15 protein-coding genes are annotated in these 21,991 nt (G+C 61.4%); 5 read left to right on the top strand and 10 right to left on the bottom strand.

Features of this window, described 5'->3' with window-relative positions; all coding sequences use genetic code 11:
• Positions 1-26: 26 nt before the first annotated feature.
• Together basC and P5705_RS24250 are read right to left on the bottom strand one after the other, a co-directional pair.
• Positions 27-1,346, bottom strand: coding sequence for a putative histamine N-monooxygenase (basC, locus tag P5705_RS24245; RefSeq protein ID WP_277463415.1), 1,320 nt, complete (start codon positions 1,344-1,346; stop codon positions 27-29).
• Positions 1,347-1,428: 82 nt separating this feature from the next.
• Entirely contained in the window at positions 1,429-5,724 is a 4,296-nt protein-coding gene (locus P5705_RS24250) for an amino acid adenylation domain-containing protein (protein ID WP_277463416.1), read from the bottom strand.
• Between the two features lie 134 nt (positions 5,725-5,858).
• Between P5705_RS24250 and P5705_RS24255 the strand changes: the two genes are divergently transcribed.
• From P5705_RS24255 to P5705_RS24270, 4 genes are all read left to right on the top strand, one after another.
• Positions 5,859-7,028, top strand: a complete 1,170-nt coding sequence (locus tag P5705_RS24255) for an isochorismate synthase (protein ID WP_431196976.1) — start codon at positions 5,859-5,861, stop codon at positions 7,026-7,028.
• Positions 7,029-7,047: 19 nt separating this feature from the next.
• Positions 7,048-8,883, top strand: coding sequence for a (2,3-dihydroxybenzoyl)adenylate synthase (locus tag P5705_RS24260; protein ID WP_277463420.1), 1,836 nt, complete (start codon positions 7,048-7,050; stop codon positions 8,881-8,883).
• 61 nt (positions 8,884-8,944) lie between these two features.
• Positions 8,945-10,156 (top strand): histidine decarboxylase, encoded by a 1,212-nt coding sequence (locus P5705_RS24265; protein ID WP_277463422.1) that lies wholly within the window; start codon positions 8,945-8,947, stop codon positions 10,154-10,156.
• Positions 10,157-10,188: 32 nt separating this feature from the next.
• Positions 10,189-10,506, top strand: a complete 318-nt coding sequence (locus P5705_RS24270; protein WP_277463423.1) for an isochorismate lyase — start codon at positions 10,189-10,191, stop codon at positions 10,504-10,506.
• Between the two features lie 152 nt (positions 10,507-10,658).
• On the opposite strand, the gene P5705_RS24275 is transcribed toward P5705_RS24270, so the two are convergent.
• The 3 genes from P5705_RS24275 to P5705_RS24285 all read right to left on the bottom strand — a co-directional run bounded on the left by P5705_RS24275 (position 10,659) and on the right by P5705_RS24285 (position 16,187).
• Positions 10,659-11,630 carry a hypothetical protein gene (locus tag P5705_RS24275; RefSeq protein WP_277463425.1) on the bottom strand — a complete coding sequence of 324 codons (972 nt, stop codon included), beginning with the start codon at positions 11,628-11,630 and terminating at the stop codon, positions 10,659-10,661.
• Between the two features lie 32 nt (positions 11,631-11,662).
• Entirely contained in the window at positions 11,663-15,139 is a 3,477-nt protein-coding gene (locus P5705_RS24280) for a hypothetical protein (RefSeq protein WP_277463427.1), read from the bottom strand.
• A gap of 586 nt (positions 15,140-15,725) precedes the next feature.
• Positions 15,726-16,187 (bottom strand): NUDIX hydrolase, encoded by a 462-nt coding sequence (locus P5705_RS24285; protein ID WP_277463428.1) that lies wholly within the window; start codon positions 16,185-16,187, stop codon positions 15,726-15,728.
• 235 nt (positions 16,188-16,422) lie between these two features.
• On the opposite strand from P5705_RS24285, the gene P5705_RS24290 reads away from it, so the two are divergent.
• Entirely contained in the window at positions 16,423-16,773 is a 351-nt protein-coding gene (locus P5705_RS24290) for a chorismate mutase (RefSeq protein ID WP_277463429.1), read from the top strand.
• A gap of 101 nt (positions 16,774-16,874) precedes the next feature.
• Here P5705_RS24290 and P5705_RS24295 read toward each other — a convergent pair whose 3' ends face one another.
• The 5 genes from P5705_RS24295 to P5705_RS24315 form a co-directional block, all read right to left on the bottom strand.
• A complete protein-coding gene (locus P5705_RS24295; protein ID WP_277463430.1) occupies positions 16,875-17,459 on the bottom strand; it encodes a hypothetical protein in 585 nt (194 codons plus the stop codon).
• Positions 17,456-17,908 (bottom strand): hypothetical protein, encoded by a 453-nt coding sequence (locus P5705_RS24300; protein WP_277463431.1) that lies wholly within the window; start codon positions 17,906-17,908, stop codon positions 17,456-17,458. Before P5705_RS24300 ends, P5705_RS24295 begins: the two co-directional genes overlap by 4 nt.
• Positions 17,909-18,116: 208 nt before the next feature.
• A complete protein-coding gene (locus P5705_RS24305) occupies positions 18,117-18,392 on the bottom strand; it encodes an Imm53 family immunity protein (RefSeq protein ID WP_277463432.1) in 276 nt (91 codons plus the stop codon).
• Positions 18,393-18,457: 65 nt separating this feature from the next.
• Complete coding sequence (locus P5705_RS24310; RefSeq protein WP_277463433.1) at positions 18,458-18,871, bottom strand: hypothetical protein; 414 nt, start codon at positions 18,869-18,871, stop codon at positions 18,458-18,460.
• Positions 18,868-21,991 (bottom strand): RHS repeat domain-containing protein (locus P5705_RS24315; protein WP_277463434.1); only part of this gene is annotated, 3,124 nt, incomplete at its 5' end. The genes P5705_RS24310 and P5705_RS24315, both read right to left, overlap by 4 nt.

Genomic DNA, 21,991 nt, shown 5'->3' on the forward strand with positions numbered 1-21,991 from the left:
CGCAGGGCGGCCCCGGTTGTCTGCAATCACTCCTCATGCATGCCATAGCGCTGGAACGCGGAGCGCTTCGGCAGGCGGTAATGCGGCCGCCCCAGCAACTGGTTGACGATGCTCGCATTGCGGATCGCGGCGATCCCCAGGTCCGGCGAACCGACCCCATGCTGGAAGATCTCGGCGTTCTGCACGAAGATCCGCCCGGCGCCCTGGTCGCAGCGTTGCGCGGTGAAGTCTTCGCGGACAATGCAGTCGCCATGCTCGTCGGTGGCCAGCACGCTGCCCTTGAGCCGTTCGAACCACGCTGGCCAGGCGTGCCCGTAGCCGGTCGCGGCAACGATTGCATCCGCCTCGAAGGCGCTGGCCTGGTCGAGCTCACGGTGACGGTAGTCGATGCGCAGTCGCCCACCGACATCCTCGACACGTTCCACTTCGCAGTTGGACAGCAGCGTCAGGCCGGTGTCGGCCCCGCCGATTGAACGCTCGTAGATCAGGTCGTAGATATCGCCGATGGTCGAGAAGCTGATGCCCTTGTACAGCAGCCCTTGGCCGGCGACGATCTCGCGGCGCCGCTCCCGTGGCAGGCTGTGGAAGTACTCCATGTAGGAGGGGGTGAAGCACTCCTGGCCGAGCTTGGAATACTCCATCGGGTGGAAGCCCTGGGAGCGGGTGATCCAGCGAATCGACGCGCCCGCCGCGACCCGTTCCGGGGTCAGCTCGTTGAACAGTGCCAGCACGCATTCCGCCGCGCTTTGCCCCGAACCGATCACCGTCACCTGCCGACACTGGGCCAGCTGTGCCTGGCGCTTGGCGAATTCGGCCGAATGCAGGATCGGCGCCGCGCTCTTGACCTGCGCCCAGCGCGGCAGCAGCGGTGACGTGCCGATACCCACCGAAAGGTGCTGGCTGTAGTACTGGCGCTTGTAGCCGGACAGTGACTGGCTCTCGATCAGGAAGCGCCCGGCGTTGACGTCATAGCGCACATCACAGACCTCTTCGCCGAAATGGCAGCTCGCCAGTTGCTGCGAGGCCCAGCGGCAGTAGTGGTCGTACTCGCGGCGCGGCACCTGGAAGTTGTCGTAGTAGTAGAACTGGTACAGGCGTTCGTGCTGGTGCAGGTAGTTCAGGTAGCTCAGTGGATGCGTGGGGTCGGCCATGGTCACCAGGTCGGCGAGAAACGGCACCTGCAGCGTGGTGCCCGGCAGGATCAAGCCTTCGTGCCAGCGAAACTCCACCTTGCGGTCAAGGAAGACACCGCTCACGCCAGGATGCTTGGCGAGCAGCGCGGCGAGGCCCAGGTTGAACGGGCCGATGCCGATGCCAGCGATATCCACAGTGGGTAAGTCCTTCATCCGATCCATCTCCTTTGGTCCAGCGGTTCAAGAAGGCGCGGCCAGCGTTGCCGGCGCCGCGCCCTGATTCGTATCGAGTGTTTCAGCCGAGCAACCGCTCGACGTCCTGGGCGTTGCGGCAGCGCAGCAGCTGGCCGGGCGAGAGCGACACGCCGAGCTGCGCCTGCAACTGGGCCGCGACGGCTTTCAGGTGTGGGGGGCGCAAGCCGAGGCTGATGAAATCCACCGCGTTGTCGGCACCGGCGTCGGCCGGGTGGCCGAGCACCTGAAGGTAGATCGCCAGCACCTTGTCCCGCGTCGAGGCAGTGGCGGGCGCGCTCAGCAGTTCACGGGCCCGGCGACGATCCGGCTTGCCGTTCTGCGACAGCGGCAGCGCGGCGACGCCGAGCAGGCGGGTGGGCACGTGGGAGTGGGGCAGGTGCTGGCGCGCGTAGTCGCGCAGCTCGGCCATGCTCGGCTCGCCGGCCTGCGGGTCGCAGACATACAACGCGCCGAGGCACACCTCGCCCAGGCGGGCGTCGCCGTAGTCGACCACCAGCACATGGCGCAGTGCCGGGTGCTGGTTGAGCGCCATTTCGATGTCCGGCAGCGAGACCCGCACCCCGCGTACTTTCACATAGCCATTGACGCGGCTGTCGAACAGCAAGGTGCCGTCGGCGCGGTAGCGCCCGCAATCACCCGTGCGGAAGGCACGCACGGGCTGGCCGTGCTCGTCGTCCACCGTGATGAAGTCGCTTTGCTGCAACGTGCCGTCCAGCAGGTAACCCAGCGCCAGGTTGACCCCGGCTGTGTGGATGCGGCCCACCACGCCCACCGGGCAATGCCGGCCTTGGGGATCGAGCGCGAAGTAGTGGTTGCCGGGCAACGGTCGGCCATAGGGGATCAGCGCGCGGTCGTCGGCACCGATCTCATGCCAGATGCTCCAGATGGTGGTTTCGGTCGGCCCGCCCAGGGAAATCAGCCTGGCCTGGGGCAGCAGGTCGCGCAGCCCGGCAATCACCGCCGGCTTGATGTAGTCGCCGCCCTGGGCGATCAGGCGCAGGCTCTGCAAGCCCAGTTCGCCGCGGCAGGCCAGGAGCATCTCGAGAATTGCCGGCACCGAACACCACAGGGTGACCTGGTGCTGGGCGACAAGCTGGTTCCAGCGCAACGCGTCCTTGTCTTCGCCGGGTGCCGGCAGCACCAGGGTGGCGCCGGCGGCCAGGCTGCCGAACACATCGAACACCGACATGTCGTGGTGCAGCGGGGTGACCGACAGGAATACATCACGCTCGGTCACCTGCCACTCGGCCAGGGTGCTGCCGATCACGTTGGCCGTGGCGCGGTTGTTCAGCACCACGCATTTTGGTTTGCCGGTGGTGCCCGAGGTGTACAGGTAGTAGCTCGGCGTTTCGCTCAGGGACAGGTCGGCGAGGTCGCGGGGCGCCGCTGCTGGCGCGGCGAGCAAGGCCGCGATGGTGGTGCTGGGCTGGTCGAGCGTTCCGTCCTCGACAAGCACCACCAGGTCCGGCTGGCAGTTCTCCAGCAGGTAATGGCGTCGTTCGGCGGGGGCCGCCACGTCGATCGGCACCCAGATCACCCCGGTCAAGGCGCAGGCCAGGGTCAGCATGGTGTGCTCCGGGCTGCGCGGCAGGCAGATGGCGACCACCTGGCCTTGCCCGATGCCGCGGGCGCCCAGCGCGGCGATGATCCGTGCCACGCCATCACCGAGTTCGGCGTAGCTGAGCTGCCGCTCGCCGCTGATCAGGGCGACCTTGTGCTTGCCGGCGGTGAACAGGTTGTCGGCGATCCGTGCCAGGTAGCCGTCGCGGCAGGCCGCCTCGGCAGGGCTGTTCAGGCGATAGTGGTTGGTGTCGATGAGCGCTGCGGGCGCGAGGGCGAACTCGCCTTGGCCGGCGATCTGGCCGATGGCCCGCTCCAGCGTGCTCAGGAAGTCGCTGACCAGCGCAGGGGCGAGCACCGCGCGGGCGTAGTCGATGTCCAGTTGCAGCGCGCCGTCGGCGTCGGCCCAGAAGCGGATGTCCATGGCCACTTGTGGCGTCTGGGTCAGCCCGCCCTGCAGGTGCATGGCGCTGTCGGAGGGCGCCACCGGCCAGGAGAAGCCGTTGGTGATCACCACGGGCAGCACCGGGCCGGGACCGTGCCGCTCGAACAGTTGGCGCGCCAGGTCGACGCCGGAATATGCCAGGTGCTGCAAGCCTTCCAGTACATCCACCTGGAGCCCGGCCGCACGTTCGACGAAGCTGTCGGCGGCGCTGTTCCAGTGGATCGCGAGGAAGCTGGAGCGGTTGGCGAAGGCCGCGTCGCTGGGCGGTGCCACCGGTACCGCGACGCACAGGCCGCCTTCGCTGACCCAGCGCGACAGCACTTCGAGGATCACCGCCATCAGTGTGGTGTTCTTGAACAGCCGTTGGCGTGCGCCCACGGTGCAGAGTTTCTTGAATGCCTCGCGGGGCACGACCAGGCTTTGCCGCTCATAACGGGCGGCGCCGGCCTGCTCCAGGGGCACGCTCCAGGGCAGGCGAGGGGCGCCGTCCACCGCGGCCAGCTTGGCACTCCAGTAGGCGGCGTCGGCTGCGCGTTGCCCGGGCAGGTCCGCCGCGGCGGGGGTGCCGGGCTGGGGCGTTTCGTCCAGCTGGCCTTCGAACAGTTCCACCAGCAGCGTGGCGATGGACCGGCCATCGAGGATCAGCGCGTCGAGGCGCACGAACACCACCAGCTCGCCGTGCGCCAGGTGGAACACGGTGACGTTCCAGGGCGAGCGGTCCAGTGGCGAGAGGGTGTGGGCGTAGTCTTCGCGGCGTGCGTCGATAGCGCCGAGGGCTTCACCCAGCGGCAGGTGGCCGAGGTCGACCTCATCCAGGTTCAGGCGCACCTCGTCACTGACGTACTGCACGCGCTTGTCGGCATCGATACGCGTGCGCAGGCTCGGGTGGCGGCGGACCATCGCTTGCAGTCGGCTGCGCAGCACGTCGCTGTCCATCACGCCGCGATACTCGCGAAACTCCTGCATGGCCACGCCGCCCAAGGGCATCTGCGTGGTGCGGCCCAGCAGGTAGGCCTGCTGCAGCGGGTTGAGCGGGTGTTTCTCCGGCGCGCGGGGCAGCGCCCGATCCAGGGTGGCGGGTTGGCGTGCAACCTCGCTCGCCAGGTTGACGAAGCGCTCGAACAACTGCGTCACCCAGGCCTCGGGCAGGGCATCGAGGCGGATGTCCCAGTTGATCAGGATGCCGCCGTCGGCGCAGGCGATCTGCGCATCCAGGGCGACCTGCGGGCCTTGCGAGATCAGCCAGCCCAATGGGCCGAAGGCGTTCTTCACCCGCGGCGAAAACAGCTCCTTGCCAGGCATGTCCAGCGCGGCGGTGAACACCACCGGCGTCAGCTGCGGCGTGCCATGGTGGCGCGACAGGTCACGCACCAGGTTGACCCCGGGGTAGGCGCTGTGCTCGAGGCACGCCACCATGCCCCTGGCCAGCTGGTCGCACAGGGCCGCGATATCAGGTGCCGCATCGAGATCGACATCGACGATCAGCACATTGGCGAACTCGCCGACGATGCGCTCGACGCCGTCGATCAGCGGCGTGCGCCAGAAGCTGGGTACGTTGAGACGGAACTGGCGGTCGCCGGTCTGGGCGCCTAATGCGCTGGCGAACAGCCCGAGCATCAGGGTCGACAGGGTCACCCGGCGTTGGCGAGCAAGCTGCCTGAGCGCCTGGTGCTGGCCAGCGTCGAGCCAGGTGGTCAGGCGCTGGCTGTGGGCTTGGGCGGGTTGCGCATCGAGCAGGGGCAGGGTAGGGGCCGGCGCGATGCTGTCGAGGCGGGCGCGCCACCATTGGCGGTCACGTTCCTGGGTGGCTTTCAAGGCCGGGTCGGCACGCACGGCGTCCCACCAGTCGAAGAAGCTCGGCGGGGCGGCGGCAGGCGCGTCCGGGGTCTCGTAGCAACGCGCCAGGTCTTCCATCAGCACGCGCAGGCTCGAAGGGTCGATGGCGATCATGTCAGTGTCGACATGCAGGCGTGAACGTTCGCCATCCAGTTGGCTGACACTGAAGCGTGCCGCGCAGCCATGGCGCAGGTCGAGTTGCTGGTGGGTCCAGGCGTCACGCTTGCGCAGCAGGCGCTGTGCCACGTCCGGCGCTGGCAGGCCGCGCAGGTCGTCGACCTCCAGGCGCGGCGACTGTTCCAGTGGCGCAAGGCCTTGCAGCCCGTCCTGGTCGATGCGCAGGCGCAGCATCGGGTGCAGCTGGGAAACCTGTTCGAGCGCTGCGCGCAGCCGCTCCAGGTCAATGGCGTGGCCATCGAACTCGGCGTACAGATGAGCTGAAACTTTCCCTAAAGCCGCATGAGCAGTGCGCCCGATCCAACAGGCCGCTTGCATTGAAGTTAACTCTCTCATGGGTCACTCGTATCGCGTGATTGACAAGTCCAGAAATATGGCGCCTCCTATTAAAGATGATAATGATTAAGATTAATATCATTATTTCTTTCGAATAAGCAGGAGGCTTAACCGAGATGAGAGCGAATACGCTCATGACGACTGGCATGGACGAAGAGCAGGTCGCCGACCGTTCCATGGCCTTTTCCTTTACCTCGGGTGACCGAGAACTGGTCGTCAACGGTGCGTTGCAACGCATCGAAACCCCGGCCGTCGGTGGCGAAGACGCCGACAGTCTGTTGCAGAAGACCCTCGCCCACGCCTTCGAACAGGCGCGCCGGGCAGGGCAGGCCAACCCCCTGGTGGTCGGCGCCATTCCTTTCGATCCCATCGAACCTTCCTGCCTGTACATTGCCCGCGACTCGCACTGGCGTGCGCGTGGGACAACCGAAGCGGGCGGCGAGCTGCCGGCGTTGCTCGAGCAGAAGCCGATCCCCGAGGAGGACGCGTTCAAGCGCTCGGTGGAGCACGCCATCGTCAACTTCCGCCACAGCGACGTGCGCAAGGCAGTGTTGTCGGTGCAGCGCGAGCTGGTGTTCGCCGAGGCGGTCGATGTCGATGTGCTGCAGCGCAACCTGCGCGCGCAGAACCCCAGCGGCTATCACTTCCGTGTGCCCCTGGCCGACGGCGCCACGCTGCTCGGGGTCAGCCCCGAACTGCTGGTGCGCAAGGAAGGCGCGAACTTCATCTCCAACCCGCTGGCCGGCTCGGCCAGGCGCATGGTCGACCCCGAGGCCGACAAACGCAACGCCGACTGGCTGGTGGCGTCGGAGAAGGACCATTACGAACACGGCTTCGTCACCCAGGACATCGCCGCCCGGGTCGGCGAGCTGTGCACCCGCCTCGATGTACCGCAGCGCCCGTCGCTGATCAGCACCCCGGCGCTGTGGCACTTGTCCACGCGCATCGAAGGCCACCTGATCGACCCGCAGGTGACGGCACTGCAGCTGGCCTGCCGCCTGCATCCGACCCCGGCGGTATGCGGCTTCCCCACCGAGCGGGCGCGGCGCCTGATCCGCTTCGTCGAGCCCGCCGAGCGCGGCCAGTTCACCGGCATGGTGGGGTGGTGCGACGCCGAAGGCAACGGCGAGTGGGTGGTGACCATCCGCTGTGGCACCGTCAAGCACAACCGTGTCCGGCTGTTTGCCGGCGCCGGCATCGTCGAAGCCTCGCAACCGGCGGCGGAATGGGCGGAAGTCCAGACCAAGCTCGGCACCATGCTGCGCGCCTGCGGACAGGCACATTAACCAAGGACGTTCGAACACCATGACCATCGAATTCACGGACTGGCCACAGGACCGTGCGCAGCGCTATCGCGACGCCGGCTACTGGATCGACCAGCCGCTTACCGAGATCCTCCATGCGCGTTGCCAGGCGCAACCGCAAGCCGTGGCAATCATCTGCGGGGAACGGCGCTTCACCTATGGCGAGCTCGACACCCTGTCCTCGAACCTGGCCTCGCGCCTGGCCGAGCAGGGCCTTGGCCAGGGCGACACGGCCCTGGTGCAGTTGCCCAATGTGGCGGAGTTCTACATCGTCCTGTTCGCCCTGCTCAAGGCCGGGATCGTCCCGCTCAACGCACTGTTCAGCCATCGTCGGCTGGAGTTGACCGCCTACGCCAGGCAGATCGTGCCCAAGCTGCTGATTGCCTCTCGCGAGCACGAAGTGTTCCGCGACGACGCCTATGTGCAGGCTTTCGCCGAAGTCGGCGCGGCGCCTGCGGTGACCTTGCTGCTGGGTGAGGCGGATCCGGTCGCCAGCCTGGCGCAGTGGATCGACACCCCTGGCAGCAAGGCGTTGGCATATGCCCCAACGGCGGCCGACCAGGTGGCGCTGTTCCAGCTGTCCGGTGGCAGCACCGGGATCCCCAAGCTGATCCCGCGCACCCACAACGACTACCACTACAACGCCCGTGCCTGCGCCGAGGTCTGCGCGCTCAACGCCCACACCCGCTTCCTCTGCGCGGTGCCGGCGGCGCACAACTTCCTGCTCAGCTCGCCCGGCGCACTGGGCGTGTTCCATGCCGGTGGCTGCGTGGTGATGGCTGCCAGCCCCGAGCCGCTGAGCTGCTTCGCGCTGGTCGAGCGCCATGAAGTCAACACCGTCGCGCTGGTGCCAAGCGCCGTGGCCCTGTGGCTGCAGGCCGCGCCGAATCACCGCGACCAGCTGCAATCGCTGGCCTACCTGCAAGTGGGCGGCGCGGTATTCGCCGATTCACTGGCGCGCCAGGTCCCCGGCGTGCTGGGTTGCAAGCTGCAGCAGGTGTTCGGCATGGCCGAGGGGTTGATCAACTACACCCGCCTGGACGACAGCGACGAGCAGGTCTTCACCACCCAGGGCCGCCCTGTCAGCCCGGACGATGAAATCAAGATCGTCGACGAGCAGGGCGTGGCCGTGGCCCCCGGCGAGCCCGGCATGCTCGCCACCCGTGGCCCCTATACCTTCTGCGGCTACTACAAGGCCCCCGAGCAGAACGCCAGCGCCTTCGACGCCGAGGGCTTCTACTACTCCGGCGACCTGGTGGTGCTCACCCCCAGTGGCGACCTGCGCGTGGTCGGCCGGATCAAGGACCAGATCAACCGTGGCGGCGAGAAGGTCGCCTCGGAAGAAATCGAGAACTTGCTGGTGCAGCACCCGGAAGTCACCCACGCCGGCCTGGTGGCCATGCCCGACGAGGCGCTGGGTGAAAAGAGCTGCGCCTTCGTCGTCTCGCGCAACCCCAGCCTCAAGGCCCCGGCCATTCGCCGCCACCTGCTGGAGCTGGGCATCGCCGAGTACAAGCTGCCTGACCGCATCCGCCTGATCGAGGCCATGCCGCTGACCGCGGTAGGCAAGATCGACAAGAAGCAGTTGCGCCACCTGGTGAGTGTGGAGAACACCCGCACCTGGCTGCAGACCCGTCTGTGCCAGCTGATCGAGGACAGCGAGGCGCTGGACCCGGAAGAGAACCTGATCTTCTACGGCCTCGACTCGTTGCAGGTCATGAAGCTGGCCGCCGAGCTCAAGGCGCGCGGCATCGAGGTGAGCTTCGAGGAGCTGGCCAGCACGCCGACCCTGGCCAGCTGGTGGGCATTGGTGGAGGCGCGCCAGAAAGCCGCCTGATGTAGCGCGGGCCGCGCTGTGCAGGGCGCGGCCCGCCAAGTCAATTTAAAAGGAGTTGGATATGACTTTGTCTTCTGCCGACCAGGCCCGGCTGGATCAATTCTGGGAGCACTGCCTGAAAAACCAGTATTTCAATATCGGCTACCCGGAAAACGCCGATTTCAACTACACCCAGTTGCACCGCTTCCTGCGTTTTTCCATCAACAACTGCGGCGACTGGGCCGAGCCCGGCAACTACCTGCTCAACTCGTTCGACTTCGAGAAGGACGTGATGGCGTACTTCGCCGAGTTGTTCAGTATTCCCCTCGAAGAAAGCTGGGGCTATGTCACCAATGGCGGCACCGAGGGCAACATGTTCGGTTGCTACCTGGCGCGGGAACTGTTCCCCACCGGCACCCTGTACTACTCGAAGGACACCCACTATTCGGTGGCCAAGATCGTCAAGCTGCTGCGTATCAACTGCCGCGCGGTGGAGTCGCTGCCCAACGGTGAAATCGACTACGACGACCTGCTGGCGAAGATCGCCGCCGATCAGGAGCAACACCCGATCATCTTCGTCAATGTCGGTACGACCATGCGCGGCGCGATCGACAATATCGCGACCATCCAGCAGCGCCTGGAGGAAGTCGGGATCGCCCGCGAGGACTATTACCTGCACGCCGACGCGGCGCTCAGCGGCATGATCCTGCCCTTCGTCGATAACCCGCAGCCGTTCAACTTCGCCGATGGTGTCGACTCGATCTGCGTCTCCGGGCACAAGATGATCGGCTCGCCGATCCCCTGCGGCATCGTCGTGGCCAAGCGCGAGAACGTCGAGCGTATCTCGGTTGACGTGGACTACATCCGCGCCAACGACAAGACCATCAGCGGCTCGCGCAACGGCCACACGCCGATGATGATGTGGGCCGCGCTGCGCAGCCACTCGCCGGCGCAATGGCGGCGGCGGGTGCGGCACAGCCTGAACAGCGCGCAGTACGCGGTCGACCGCCTGCAGGCCGCCGGCATCGACGCCTGGCGCCACGACAACTCGATCACCGTGGTGTTTCCGTGCCCGTCGCCGCGCATTGCCCGCAAGTACTGCCTGGCCACCTCCGGCGACACCGCGCACCTGATCACCACCCCGCACCATCAGGACAAGAGCATGATCGATGCCCTGATCGACGAGGTGATCGCCGAACGCCAACCCCAGGAATGGCGCGCCGGCCTCGGGCTGGTGGGCCTGGACGGCGTGCCGCCGGAGCGCGTCGCCGACCCGCATTTCGATGTGATCTGACCTTATCCCTTTTGCTGATTCGAGACCCTTTCATGCTGCAACCTAAAACCCCTGAAGCCTGCACCAGCCTCACCGACATTCGCGACGGCATCGACTTTCACGACCGGCAGATCTTCGAGGCGCTGGTCAAGCGCCTTGGCTACGTCAAGGCCGCGGTGCAGTTCAAGGCCAACGAACAGGCGATCCCGGCGCCGGAGCGTGTCGCCGCGATGCTCCAGGACCGCCTCGAATGGGCTGCCAGAGAAGGCTTCGATGCGCAGTTCATCGAACAGCTGTACACGCTGATCATCCATTGGAACATCGACCAGCAGATCCAGCATTGGCGATCGATTCATTCAGACGAGGCTTGATCGGCGCAGCAGAGGGCCGAGCAACCGGCCGGGGGCTGGTTGCTTGGTATGGGGCGCGGCATCAGCAACTTCAATTGAATTCGAGAGTGGCCCTCAGGACTTGTTTGCTTTCCTACCGTTCGTAATGAAGAGGTGGGCATGGGTGTCGACTATTATTGTTGATTGATGGAAGGAGTGGTTTTTTTGATCTGTGCATCCAGATGTGCGTCCCAGCACGCGGCGAGTTGTATGGCCGCTTGATAGGTCGATATATACTTCTTCGGTAGTCTCCTTTTAAGGGTGACTAATTTAAAGAATTGATCGAAATGAATTGCATCCGTTCCTTCTTTTGTGCGGATTAGTGCTGCGATCATTGCCGGACTGCCACGATTCTTAAAGATGGAGTCTTTATAGTAAGCGCGCCATAGGTGTCCTAGCGTCTTGGGATGGAGGACTTGTGTGATAAACCATTCGTCAAAAGACTGGTACCAGTATCGTTGCATGGCGCAAAGTTGTTCATAATTATCAGGCAAGCACTGCTGGGACCAAAATTGGCGGGGTAAATTTGGGCTCAACAAGACGAACGCGTTACGGAGTTTCTGGTAGGCATCGACCTGTACATTGAATTTCGAGATTCGCGCCACTCGCCACGACACGAAAGTCGAAAACATCAAAACACAAGCCGTCAGGGCTTGGAGATAAACCGGCATTTTAGGATTGCGCCAGAAATCACTGTTCGCGCTCAGTAGTGATGTGTTCGATTTTTCAGGTGATTCCACTGAGCTCGTTAAACTAGCTGATGGTTCAAGGCGGGATGGGTCCTGTGCGTCACAGATTTCGTTTTGCGATGATGAATTGATGCTTAATATGCCGTTCGCCATCATTGTTTTCGGCACTCTCTGGTCAGTGTGCTCATTTTTTTTGATTGCTGGCAGTGCATCACCCACGGCATGTGTAATAAAGAGAGATGAGACGATGGCTGCCCTGAAAAGGGTAAGTATAACCCTGAGCAAACACCGACGACCATCCACTGGTAAATCCTCCATCACCTGTTCAGTGGTTTCAGCGTCGTTCAATAAGTACCGGTTTGCTTGCCATTTCATTGGGAAGGTACCTCGCGGACCGTTCTTAATGTAATCGCCCATGTGCCCATGAGCCTCGCATCACTTGGGGGCGTCTAAAATTTCGCGAAGTTCAACGCATCGACGATCGCCGAACCGCCGATACCTGTCAGTGCCAGCAGAAGTGCGCGTACCAGTGGCTCGTCGGCATAGCGGGAGAAGGCACCACTGTTGAGTGCCACGATACGTTCTCGAATCAAGCGAAATTTCGAGTATTTAGCGCTGCTTTCCGGGGTTTCCAGTAGATATCGGTCGACTCGTTGCAGACCAGCCGTGCGTGCTCTTTCTGCCGCCCTGCGCAGCGACAGGGCTGAACTGAGCAAGATAACCCCGTTCAGAACGAACATAATGATCATGCTGGGTGGTGTTGACCAATTGTCGAACAGGCTGCTGCGCGAGACGATTAAAATCACCAGGACTATGGTGGGCGCATAGATCAGCCGACTCACTGCGGCCGTGCGTTTGGCAACCAGTGTCAAGCCAGCTAGCTCGTCTATGCAAGGGTGTGTGGGCTGGCCGAAAATGCGCTTGTGTTCCAGTCGTAACCCTCTTGGCCAGATCGAAAAGTCATTACTTAACTGACGTATGAAACGGGTCAGCAACCAATTGGCGTCCACCACCCAGAAAACCAAAAAATTGAAGGCCAGGGTGGAGGGAAGCCAACTCCAGAATCGTAGCTGCAACGTCCCGCGTATCGGGTCGCTGTCCATGGGCCACAGCACGAAAAGTAGGCTGGTTATTACCAGAAAAATCCAAGTGAGAAGTGCTGCCCGAATTAATCTGGCACCGAAGCTTCCGCACATGCAGTGCTCGCGCCAGTAGACTTTGAACAGTCCAGGAGGACGTGGGTCGGTTCCGGCAAAACGTAGCAAGCGACGATCATAGGCCTTGTCGGAGATTTGTGATGTGAGCGGCAGGAAAATGTTATTGAACCATTGACCGAACTCTTCAGCGAGCTGATTAAGCGGACGAAGTTTACCGTTTGACGTCAACCGCGGTCTCTGTTGCCAGTGTCCAATCTGGTAACGCTGCATCAGCTTGCCCAGATGAATTTCGCGCTCTATCTGCTGCCGGTTCAGGTGCAAGCTGCGCCAGCCCCAAAGCAGTGCGGAAACAGAAATGATTACCGCCAGCAGGCGCAGGGCAAGTGATGGCCAAGCACTGATGCCCTCGAACAGGAACATTGGCTCGCCGAGACCGTTCTCAGTCAGAACGTCACGAATCTGGTAGGCTCCTAACAACGCCAGTACGTAGGTTGCCAACGGTACGAGTACATACCAGGCGTTGGAATCGAAGGTCCCTTTGAGACCAATCACTTTGTCAGCAGCAGCTTTGCGATACAGAAAACGACGGATCAGGCTGGATACAATCACCGCCAGCAGGACGAGCCCGAACGCCACCCACATCAGCTCCACTTGCCAAGTACGTGTGGTGATCCACGCGATGAGGGCTGCGGTGCCATAGAGTGCCAGGGGCACCCATGCGACATTCTCCTTGCGTGCTTGGCGGAAGACGCTATGCCACCACCCCACCAGCGACCCCACTATAAGCAGTACCATTACAAGCGGGCCTGCCAGGAAAAAGGACTGTGTGCTGCTGATCCGGTCCTTGAGCGCTTGAGAGGCCTGTGGATACAGGGGAGGGGAAGGATCCTGCAGGCAACGCAAGGACATGATGTCCTGTTGGCGGATATTATTGCCGTTGCTGCTGGCGGGGGCGCAGTTTGGAGAGCGCTGCTGAGTCGATTTGCTGTCGAGGGGGATGAAGCCGCTCATACCGACTTCATAGATGCTCGGCGAGAGCAATCCGGAGCTGGAGTAATCGAACTTCAAACGCTTGGCTTCGAAGGTTTGCGGGGATAGCGCTGCAAGCACCGCGATAAACACGGCACTTTGCTGGCTATCGCGAAAAGGTGGTACATCCTGCTGCAGGGCGCTGGTCAACGTCAGGCCATAGGGCGCCGCCAGGACCAGGTTGCGCGTTATCTGCGATTGTTCTCGTTGCAGCATGCGTGCATCCAGATCGGTGGAAAAATATAGCTTGTTCGGCATGCGGCTCTTGAGTGCTTGCAGCACCAGCAGCTTGTCATAAGTGTCCAGGCCCATGACGCCGATGGCACCGATGCCACTCTTGTTGGCGCGGCGGTACGCCTGGTCCTGCTGCTGGATGTGGTCGGCTAGACGGCGCAGATAGTCCAGTTGTGAATTGCCATCCGACTTTTCCAGGGGGCTGAAGTTGAGCTCGCGATGTTCCTTTTCGGGCTTTTGCCCAGTCTTGGTGATGGCATCCTCAGGTAGCCGACCGTCCAGGCCGCGAAGGTAGCTGAAGCGTAAGACCCACTGATCGACTCTGGATGGGGCGATATCTGGAGGCTCAGACCGTTTGCCGACACGTGCGCTAAAGCTCTCTATCAGCGCACGGCTGTAGAAACTGTCCCACTCGGAAATCAATGCCACACGATTGGCACTGCGCCAGTCGGTACCTGGGAAGCACTTCCTTTCATCATCGGGTGTCGCGCAGCCCGCGCCGGTTGTTGGGTCGACGCGTCGAAGTTTCAGTTCTTCCAGAAGCAACTGCGACAGCTTGGCGTCGTCGCTGACAGTACGTAATAGCTTGAGGCTTTTGAATTGATGGGCTTTGACCAGGCCTTCATGTGAGAAACCGCGCATCAGCAGGTTTCTGTCAGCGGTGGCCAGTGGAGAGTAGATTTCGATGAGCTGTGGAACCACTACGTTCCTCTCCTCTTTTACCTCCTTTATCTCCATATTCTCGTTCTTGATCTCGACCTTGATCTTATCCTTACCATAGCGGGCTTTGGCCTCTTGAAGATACAGCTCACGCAATACTGCTGAGTCGGCGGGGCCGATGACTTTGAGCGTATCTTTTTGTTCGTCCTCAACCAAAGAAGTACGCATTTTCTCGAGCTTGCCCAACGGGTCCCTCCTGAGCGCGTCCTGCTTTAGCCAAAGCAGATGGACTGTCTCATAGGGGGGAGGTTGTTCGTCGCTATCAATCCTCGGCTCGAAAGGATTGGGGACGAAGCTTTCGTATAGAATTTCCACTTTGTTTCCTGGCGAATCTGTTACTGCGCCTTTGGTAAAGTCGGCAGGCATGGTAAAACAGCGGATATGTTGCTCGTCTTCGGGCATCAAACGAGCATTTTTCAGACCGGCGAGAATTGCATAGCGCATACGACGACGAAGCTCCACTGCTTCGGCATAGGCACCTTCTTCCACCAATGCAACCAGCAACTGAGCGGGTTTCTTCGGTTGTACTTGTGCACAGGGTGCCGGAGGAGAAGTAACGTTACCTTTTTCATTAATACGTTTACGGTAACGCTCCAACGCATCAAATGGGTCTTGCCACAGGCGTGCTTCAATGGGTGTCTGCGGCGGGAACTGTCCGCCTACTGGCCGGATCTCCAAGAACGGATCGCGGGTCAGGGCAAAGGCGGAAATCACCAGGCTCAGTATCAACGCGCTGCCGGGTAACCATACCGAATAACTGCCTGCAGAGTCTTTGTTGGTATCCATAGTGCCTCACCCAGATCAGACCGTCCTTGCACAACTGACCGGATCTAGAGGCCGTTAGCGGCGGCTTGCACTACGTCGAAAAGGTCGAGCGTACGAAGAAAAGAGTGTATGCCCGACCGCTAATGGCAGGCAAATTTCAGTTTAGTGTGAAGGCGCTGCCGCGCAAGATTTGATAGGGTGCTGTTGATTGCGTTACGCATTGCCGATACCAGAAAAATCACGCACCTGAGCGTGGTCAGATTCATAAGGCGATCATCATCGGAGTGGATAAGGGGGTTTGGAAGAGTTGACTAACTAACGCAACTGATTTTTACCGGGAGGCTTTCCGATAAGCGGTGCGATGGATCGCAAGCTGCCGTTCACAAAAAGCGAGGGAACTCCAATCCGCACTCGTTACCTTATTAGAAAACTCAATAAACAATCGTAGGTTTGGATCTATGGCAGTCATTGAGCAAAAGCGGTTTACCAGCACAGGTCCATATCGACATGTCTCAAGGCGAGCATAGAAGAGGTGAATCTCGTGTCATTACGTCCGCACACGAGTTGCCCGTAATGTAGGTCCGTGCTGAATACAAGCCATTTCGGTTCACACGTGTTTCTCGAAAATACCTACCTTTACGAGTATTTCAATCAACCCTTCTGGCCAGACTGTTTCTTGTGTATCGCGCAATGCCTGCGCCGACCACCAGTGATGATCCGTCATGACCTGCACCTCATGGGCGGTCCATTCAGCGCGCGAGAGCGTTCGGTCTGATGCATGCACGACAAAGTACTGCTCGACCGCGTGCACCGCTTCGCCATTGGACAGCACCATGGGGAACACTCTGTGACCCACAGGCGCGGCGAGCGTATCGACCACTATCCCGGTCTCCTCGCGCAATTCGCGGATCGCCGCCGCCTGGAACGTCTCGCCGTTTTCCAACGCGCCGCCCGGAGTTCCCCAGCAACTGCTGCCCGCCAGCGCACCTTCCGTATGCTCGAAGCGAAAAAGCAGCACTTCGTTTGACGGGTTGATCACCAGCAACCGCGCCGACTTTCGCTCACGCATTTCACGCCCTCTCCTTGAAGCCGCGCAGGATACCGGCAAGCGCACCTGTTGTCCCTCAGCTATTCAGCTCGCCCAGCGTTTTGGGCATGTTCCATGCCGGTGGTGGCGTGGTCATGGCTGCCAGCTCCGAGCCGCTGAGCTGCTTTGCGCTGGTTGAGCGCCATTAAGTCATACTGTCGCGCTGGTCCCAAGCGCGGTCGCCCTGTGGCTGCAGGCCGCGCCGGATCACCGCGACATGCTGCAATTGCTGGCTGATCTGCAAGTGGGCGGCGCGGTGTTCGCCGATTCGCTGGCACGCCAGGTCCCTGGCGAGCCCGGCATGCTCGCCGTCCGTGGGGACCGGCGGAACTTCGAGGCGCTGGTCAAGCGCCTTGGCTACGTCAAGGCCGCGGTGCAGTTCAAGGCCAACGAACAGGCGATCCCCGCCCCGGAGCGTGTCGCCGCGATGCTCCAGGACCGCCTCGAATGGGCTGCCAGCGAAGGCTTCGATGCGCAGTTCATCGAACAGCTGTACACGCTGATCATCCATTGGAACATCGACCAGCAGATCCAGCATCGGCGATCGATTCACGGCGAGAACGCCTGATCGGCGGCCTGCGGCAACCCCAGACCCCACGCCGTACCTGTAGGAGCCGGCGTTGCCGGCGAACACCGGCAACGCCGGTGCCAAGCCCCGCACTGCCGGCTTCACGGCGTGCGGCGCAACAGTTCCCGGCGCAAATGCCTGTAGGCGGCAGGTGCCTGCCGAGGCACGGGAAGCGCGACCAGGTCGCAAGCGTGCAGGGTTGCCCTGACCCCATTGGTTGAAATCCGGCCGCTCACCCCGAGCGACGGGAGGTCGCATTCCAGCGTGCGAACCTGGTACGCACCACGCAGGCATCCCAGGTTGAAGCGGATCACAACGTTCTCGTCGACAATCACCGCCCCCTCGCGCCAGTCGTCCCAGAAGTAGACCTGCAAGGCGCGACCCAGCAAGCAGCGACGGATAACGCTCGTCAACCTGATCCCCGGCGCGAACTCGAAGCCATCGCCCAGATCCCGGCTGGCCTGGAAGTAGCGCTTGTACCCCAGCTGGACACGGCGTTGGCCATGCATCACCCAAAACGCCCGCTCCCAGAAATGGAAGTCATCGCGCTCACCTATCAAGTCAAAGCCAGCCGTGGCCAGGGTGTCGGCGGCGAAGTCCGGGAGCCCAAGGGTAGCCGCTCGCGTAATCTGGCCTGCCTTCAAGAAGCCGGCGAGCAGGGCGAATGAATCGCAGCTGACCGTCATTGCGGTTCAAGCCCTTGGGCGGCGTGCCTGGCTGCTTTTTCCCGAGCCAGGTCCATTCTCAGCTGATATTGGTAACGCGCGGTCTCAACGACGTCCTCGTCTTCGTCATGCATCAGGCGTTCGAGAATGGGCAGCGGGGTTTTCTGGTTGATGGCAATCCGCTCCCGCACGTTACTGCTCACATCCCGCGACAAGCACTCGAACAGTTCCGGCGACAGCTTGCGCTTTTCAGCGACAAAGGTCCTGAGCCGTTCACCGAAATTGCACAGGTTCTCCAGGATCTCCAGGGGGATGGTCTTGTTGTGGATGACCCACTGGCGATAGTCGGGGTATTTATCGATGACCTCGTACCAGACGCTGAGCGGGACTTCTTCCCAGGCGGAACGGTCGTATTCGTTTTTAAGGCGGCTGCTGCGCAGGCGGATGAATGCTTCGGCGTCGTCGATCATGTTTTTTTGATATTGGTTGGTTTGGCTAAAAATGTCGATTGTGGTCGTGTCGAGCCTCGGGTCATAAAGCGAAGGTCTCAGGCCTACCCCTTGCTGACCAAGCCACGTCGATCAGCAAGGGCAGAGATCAGAAAATATGGGCATCCGAAGCATGTTAAGTAAGTGCCATTCAAATCCGTCCCCTTTCCGCCCTTCCTGATAAGCATGGTCACTCAAGCCATTTAACAGCCGCCTCCAGAAGCTCTTGTAGATTTAGTGAGCCGCCATATGCTTGAAATGCTGTGTCGTTTGCGTTGATTACTATCCAGTCCGCGTCGCTTCTTCCGACGTTGATAGTTGGGTTGCTTTTGTTATTTGCGCCTGTGATTTTGATTTTCCAGCCTGGGTTGTCAACGTTGGAGATTTCAATGCCGAATGAATGTTCCCAAATATCATTGCATTGACTGCTGTACCAGCTTTGTAGTTTTTCGATCAGGTTTTCCAACTGCAAAGTCCTTGCCGCCATGCGAGTTCTCTACAGCAGCCGAAACTTGCCGGCGGCTTCAGTCTTTAAATCATACCTCGGATGCGATGAAATATTGTGGTGTCACGTGCCCAGATAGACCACTCAGAGCTGTCGGTCGCCTCGATAAATATTTCGACATTACTGAGATTTTTATCTTCTATTTCTTCGCGATAGAGGATTGTTCCAGCTTTTGCTGCAATCAGTTGCAGGTCTATTGTCTGCTCCAATGAACGTGCAAAAAACCTCAGCTCAGGCCATGTCATGGAAATGCCATTACTCGAAGATCGGATGTGCTCTTCAAAAGAGTCCATTGAGTTTCCAGATGGAGGGCAACCCATCCCATAAAAATCAAAAATATACCAATTCCATGAATTGTCAGGGATGAACCCTAGCACATCTTCAAGTGAAATCTTCGAGCCACTCGGACTATACATAGGAAATGAGAGCATTTGCATCATGGCATCTCCATAGGGATTGCGGGGCCGTGCTGCCGTGTTCCCCCTGTAGGGTTCGGGAGCCAGTTATGCTGATGTGGGCACGGGTGGTTTTGAGGGCGGCCATGATCAGTAAAATCAATGTCACGGATGGGTACAAGATTTCCGTTCTCATATCCCCATTCACGGGCCTGATTATAAGCACCTCTACGTCCATCTCTCCTACCCAACTGCGTGTGTGGTGCATCTACATCGGGCGTTGGATGACCATGATTATCGCGAGGTAGGGACCTGTCAGCCCAGAAGGTACCCGGGCATGGACATTTGCATGTCAATCCCAATGGGTCTACCCACTGTATCGGGTTGGGTGCATATAGATAGACGTTTATGCCGCCAGCATAACTGATCGGGTCTTGTCTGATGAATCGCCCAGCTTTCGGATCATAGTACCGATAGCGGTTGTAGTGCAGCCCGGTCTCGTGATCTTGGTACTGTCCCTGGAAGCGCAGCGGGTTGCCCAGTCCCTGCTGTTTGGCCCACGCCGAGCGCTCTTCACGCACCTCTCCCCACGCCTTGTACTGTCCGGCCCAAGCGACATTGCCTTGCTCATCGGTCAGTTCCATCGGTGTGCCGAGGTGATCGCAGTGGTACCAGGCAATCGCCTCGAACGGCTGCGGTTTCACCTCGGTGTGCCACAGCGGATCCTGATCGAAGTCGTACTCGCGCTGGCTCCAGTCCGGTTGCTTGTGCAAGCGGATCGGGCTTTTGCGCAAAGCCTGGGCGACCGGCACGAAGCTGCCCGGCTCGTACAGGTAATGCACGGTGCGGCCGGTGTCGCCTTCGTCGCGTGGCGGTGAGCTTTCCCACGCCAGGGTGTCGCCATCCCAACCAAACAGGGTGAAGCCGCAGCCGAGTTCGCGTTGCCGCTTGGCCCGTTGCAGCTGGTTCCAACCGGTCCCCGCCTCGGGTCGGTCCCAGAAGTGCGCCACCGAATGCTTGTGCAGACGCCGGCCCAGGGCGTCGTAGCTGTAGTCGACCTTGAGCTTGTCGTCGTTGTAGCTGGCCAGCCGGTCGAACAGGTCCCAGGTGAAGTGGGCATGGGAGCCGTTGTGCAGGCGATGGACCAGGTTGCCGCGTTCGTCGTAGCGGTAATGGGTGCCCGCGTACTCGCGTAGCAGGTTGTCCATCAGCTTGTTGCGACGCGGATCGGCCTCCAGCGGGCGGTTCAGCTCCTGGGTTTTCTGGTCGAGCAGGTTACCGGCTGGGTCGAAGGCGAAGGTTTCCACGCCCAAGCGGCTGGTGGCCTTGAGCAAGCGACCGACGGGATCGTACTGGTACTCCAGCGGCCCGCGACGGCTGTCGTGGATGTTGGTCAGTTGGCCTGCGGCGTCATAGCGGTACTGACGCTTGAGCAGCGTGGACTGGCCGTCATGGCTGCCCAGCAGCTGTTCCTGCAAACGCCCGGCCGGGTCCCAGGCCTGGGTCTGCATCAGCTTATTGCCCTGATGGCGCACCACTTCGCGGTGCAGGTCGTCGCGCTCGTAGGCCAGCATTTCGTGCTGGTCGAGGGTCATGCCGAGCAGGTGGCCGCTGCCGTAGGTCAGCCAGCTGACCTTGTGGCCGTCCGGACGGATCGTCGCGGTGCGCTGATTGAGCGCGTCGTACTCGTGCTGCCACACCGCGACCATCGGCGTGCCGGTGGCCAGGTAGTGCTGGTGTTCACGGGTCAGGTTGCCGGCTTCATCGTGGAACCATTGCAGCTTGCTGGCGGCGTTGACGGCCTGGATCAACTGGCCGTTGCCGTCGTAGGCGAAGGTTTCGCTTTGGCTCTGGTTGCCCAGGCGGGCCGTGCGCTCACTCAAGCGGCCCATCGGGTCGAAGGTCAGCTCGATACGGCGTTGGCCAACCTGGGTGCTCGCGAGACGACCGCTGTACGGGTCGTACTGGTAGCGGGTGACCAGGCCATCAAAACCGGTCTCCTGCAGCAGCCGGCCCACCGGGTCGTAGAGGAAGGTGGCCTTGCTGGTGTTCTCGTTTTCCAACCCGATCAGGCGGCCGAGCTTGTCCCAGCGATAACGCAGGGTGTGCTCGTTGGCATCGATGCGCTCAGCGAGCATACCTGCGGCGGTATAGGACCACGTGGTGCAGCGGTCGAGCGCATCGACATGGGCCAGCAGACGCCCTTCGGCGTCGTAGTTGAAGCGCTCCTCGGTCTTGTCCGGGTGGGTGACCTTGGCCAGTTGCCCGGCCTGGTATTCGTAAGCGGTCGTGTTACCCGCTGCATCGGCGAAGGCGGTCAGCTGGCCGAAGACGTTGTACGTCCACTGGCTGGTCTTGCCCGAGCAGTCGGTGTATTCGAGCAACTGCCCGGCATCGTTGTAGGCGAGCGTCTTCTCGTTGCCGAGCGCGTCCTTGATCGCCTTGACCAACCCGGCCGGGGTGTAGGCGAACTCGGTCTTGTGGCCCAGCGGATCGATGCTCTCGACCAGGTTGCCGCGCTCATCATAGTCGCGTAGCCACAAGCCACCCTCGGCATCACGCAGCTTGATCGGCTGGTCGTGATCGTCATAGGCGTAGTGCACCGTGCTGTGGTCGGCGCGGATATGCTGCAGCAGGTTGCTGCGTTCATCGTAGGTGTAGCGGTCCTGGCTACCGTCGGGGTGGACGTGGCGGATGACGTTCTTGCGTTCATCGCGGAACAGCCACTCCTCGCGGCCGTCCGGGTGGATCAGGCGGTAGGTGTAGCCCAGGGCGTCGTAGTAGTGCCAGGTTTCCTGGCCGTGGGCGTCGGTGACGTAGGTCAGGCGGATGTTCGGGTCCCAGGCCAGGCGGGTCTCGAAGCTGCCGTCGTCGGCCCATTCGTGGATGGCCTTGGCCTGCGGGTCGCTGCCGTCCCACTCCAGGTTGATGCCGCGCCCGGTGCGGTCGGTGTAGCGGGTGATCAGGTGCTGGCGGTACTGGTAGTGCCAGGCGGCGCCGTGCTCGTCCTGGGCGGCGATCAGGTCGCCGTGGGTGTCGTAGTGGTAGCCGCACAGCTGGCGCAGCGGCGTGCCATCGACCACCTGCCACAGGCCCTGGATATGCCCGTGGTCATCGAGCAAGGTGCCCAGTTGCAGGTGGACTTTTTCGGGGTCGTTGTCGGAA

It is taken from the genome of Pseudomonas entomophila (assembly GCF_029478665.1).
In the GTDB taxonomy this organism is placed as follows: Bacteria; Pseudomonadota; Gammaproteobacteria; order Pseudomonadales; family Pseudomonadaceae; genus Aquipseudomonas; species Aquipseudomonas entomophila_F.